The following is a 2,820-nucleotide window of genomic DNA, read 5'->3' on the forward strand; positions in this document are numbered from 1 at the left end:
AGGCGGTAGGGGGCGTGGGCGTCCCTCGGCGGGGTGTGCCGGTCGCCGTCGACGCGGTTGGCGAGGAGTTCCACCGCCAGCCGCGCGATGCGTTCCTTGTCGGGCGCGATGGTGGTGAGGGTGGGGATGGAGAAGCGGCCGTCCTCGATGTCGTCGAAGCCGGCCACCGCCACGTCGCCGGGGACCCGCAGGCCCGCCTCGTGCAGCGCCCGCAGGGCGCCGAGGGCGAGGGTGTCGTCGCAGCAGAAGACGGCGTCGGGGCGTACCCCCGAGGTGAGCAGGTGGCGCATGGCGGCCGCGCCGTTCGCGCGGTGCCAGGCCGGCGCGGGCGCGACGAGCCGCTCGTCGTACGCGATGCCGGCCTCGTCGAGCGCGGCGGCGTAGCCGGCGAGGCGGAGCCGGGCGGTGGCCCTCTCCGGGGTGCGCTGCGCGCCGATCGCGGCGATCCGGCGGCGGCCGAGGGAGATCAGGTGGGCGGTGGCCTTCCGGGCGGCGGCCACGTTGTCGATCACCACGTGGTCGGCGGGGCCGTGGTCGACGCGCTCGCCGAGCAGCACCAGCGGGGTGCCGTCCAGGCCGGCGAGGTCCTCGGCGGTCAGCGCCAGCGGGCTGAAGATCAGGCCGTCGATGAGGTGGTCGCCGATGCCGGCGGCGGCCCGCTCCCGTTCCGAGCCGCCGCCGGTCTGGTCGATCAGGACCGCCCAGCCCCGCTCGGCGGCGGCGGTGACCACGTGCCGGGCCAGCTCGGCGAAGTACGGGATGTCCAGCCCCGGCAGCGCCAGGGCGATCACCCCGGTGCGCCCCTTGCGCAGGTTGCGCGCCGAGAGGTTGGGGCGGTAGTTGAGGTCGGCGACGGCCTGCTCGACCCGGGCCCGGGTGTCCGGCCGCACGTGCTGGTAGCCGTTGACGACGTTGGAGACGGTCTTGACCGACACGCCCGCCCGCTCTGCCACGTCCTTCAGCCTGTGTCGCACTGACGCCTCCCGCTGGTACTGCCGGAACCCTACCGGCGTCCGCGCCCTTTACAACGTTGAGTACAACGATATAGAACCAACGGAACGACGAAAGGTGGACTCCTTGGTGACCGCGCAGCTGACCATCGACCCGGCCTTCACGATCGGACCGGTCGACCGCCGGATCTTCGGCTCCTTCGTCGAACACCTGGGGCGCTGCGTGTACGGCGGGGTCTACGAGCCGGGCCATCCCACCGCCGACCCGCGCGGCCTACGCGGCGACGTGCTGGAGCTGACCCGCGAACTCGGCGTCTCCGTGGTCCGCTACCCCGGCGGCAACTTCGTCTCCGGCTACCGCTGGGAGGACGGCGTCGGCCCGGTCGCCGACCGGCCCCGCCGGCTCGACCTCGCCTGGAAGACGATCGAGACCAACGCGTTCGGCCTCGACGAGTTCGTGACCTGGGCGGCGACGGCCGGTGTCGAGCCGATGATGGCCGTCAACCTCGGCACGCGGGGCGTGCAGGAGGCGTGCGACCTGCTGGAGTACGCCAACCACCCGGGCGGCACCCGGCTGTCGGACCTGCGCCGGGAGCACGGCGCGAAGGAGCCGTACGGGGTGAAGCTGTGGTGCCTCGGCAACGAGCTGGACGGCCCGTGGCAGGTCGGGCACAAGACCGCCGACGAGTACGGCCGGCTCGCCGCCGAGACCGCCCGCGCGATGAAGATGATCGACCCCTCGGTCAGCCTGGTCGCCTGCGGCAGTTCCGGCCGGGGCATGCCGACGTTCGCCTCCTGGGAGGCGACCGTGCTGGAGCACACCTACGAGCACGTGGACTACATCTCCGCGCACACCTACTACGACCCGTCCGACGGCGACCGGGCCAGCCTCCTCGCCTCGGCCGTGGACATGGACCACTTCATCGCCGAGGTGGTGGCGACGGCCGACCACGTGGCGGCGAAGCAGCGGCACCGGCGCAAGCTGAAGATCTCGTTCGACGAGTGGAACGTCTGGTACCAGTCCCGCCTCCAGGCCGACCTGGACCGGCGCGGCTGGGTCGAGGCCCCCGCCCTGATCGAGGACGACTACACCGCCGTCGACGCGGTGGTCGTCGGCGACCTGCTGATCACCCTGCTCCGGCACGCCGACCGGGTCGGGGTGGCCTGCCAGGCGCAGCTCGCCAACGTGATCGCCCCGATCCGCACCCGCACCGGCGGTCCGGCCTGGCGGCAGAGCATCTTCCACCCGTTCGCCCTCACCGCCCGGCATGCCCGGGGCACCGTGCTGCGCACCGAGCCGGCCGGCCCGACGTACGCCACCAAGCGGTACGGCGACGTCCCGGTGCTGGACACCGTGGCGCTGCACGACGAGGAGACCGGCGAGTTGACCGTCCTCGCGGTCAACCGGGGCTCCGCCGACCTCCCCCTCGACCTGGACCTGCGCGGCCTGCCGGGCCTGTCCGGGGCGGCCCACCTGACCCTCGCCGCCGGGACCGACCCGGACGCCACCAACACCGAGGCCGAGCCCGACCGGGTCACGCCCCGGGAGCTGCCCATCCCCGCCCCGGACGGGGGGCGCTGCTCGGTGCTCCTGCCGGCGGTCTCCTGGAACCTGCTGCGCTTCGCCCCCACCGGCGGGTAGCGGGCCGGGTGAGAAGGGCTCCCCTCTCCACCTCAGGCGTTGACAGGGAGCCCTCCCTTACGGCACGGAATCCGGTCGGCGGTCTTGCGTCACCCCCGCCCGGTGTGAAAATTTCCTACCTGTGGTATATCCGCTACGGTGTTTCTTGCCGCAGCAGGCATCCCGCCCCGCCGAGCCCCAGCGAAGGGACGCACCGGATGAAGGCAACTCGGCTCAGCGCCGCCGGAC

General features: G+C 73.1%; 2 protein-coding genes. One reads left to right on the forward strand and one right to left on the reverse strand.

Annotated features, from left to right (window positions below):
* The coding region (locus E1258_RS31695; RefSeq protein ID WP_132407550.1) for a LacI family DNA-binding transcriptional regulator at positions 1 to 974 on the reverse strand (974 nt) is incomplete at its 3' end.
* 103 nt (positions 975 to 1,077) lie between these two features.
* Here E1258_RS31695 and E1258_RS31700 point away from each other — a divergent pair.
* Positions 1,078 to 2,592 (forward strand): alpha-N-arabinofuranosidase, encoded by a 1,515-nt coding sequence (locus tag E1258_RS31700; RefSeq protein WP_132407552.1) that lies wholly within the window; start codon positions 1,078 to 1,080, stop codon positions 2,590 to 2,592.
* Positions 2,593 to 2,820 lie beyond the last annotated feature (228 nt).

The sequence above is a fragment of the Micromonospora sp. KC207 genome (assembly GCF_004348615.1).
GTDB lineage: Bacteria > Actinomycetota > Actinomycetes > Mycobacteriales > Micromonosporaceae > Micromonospora.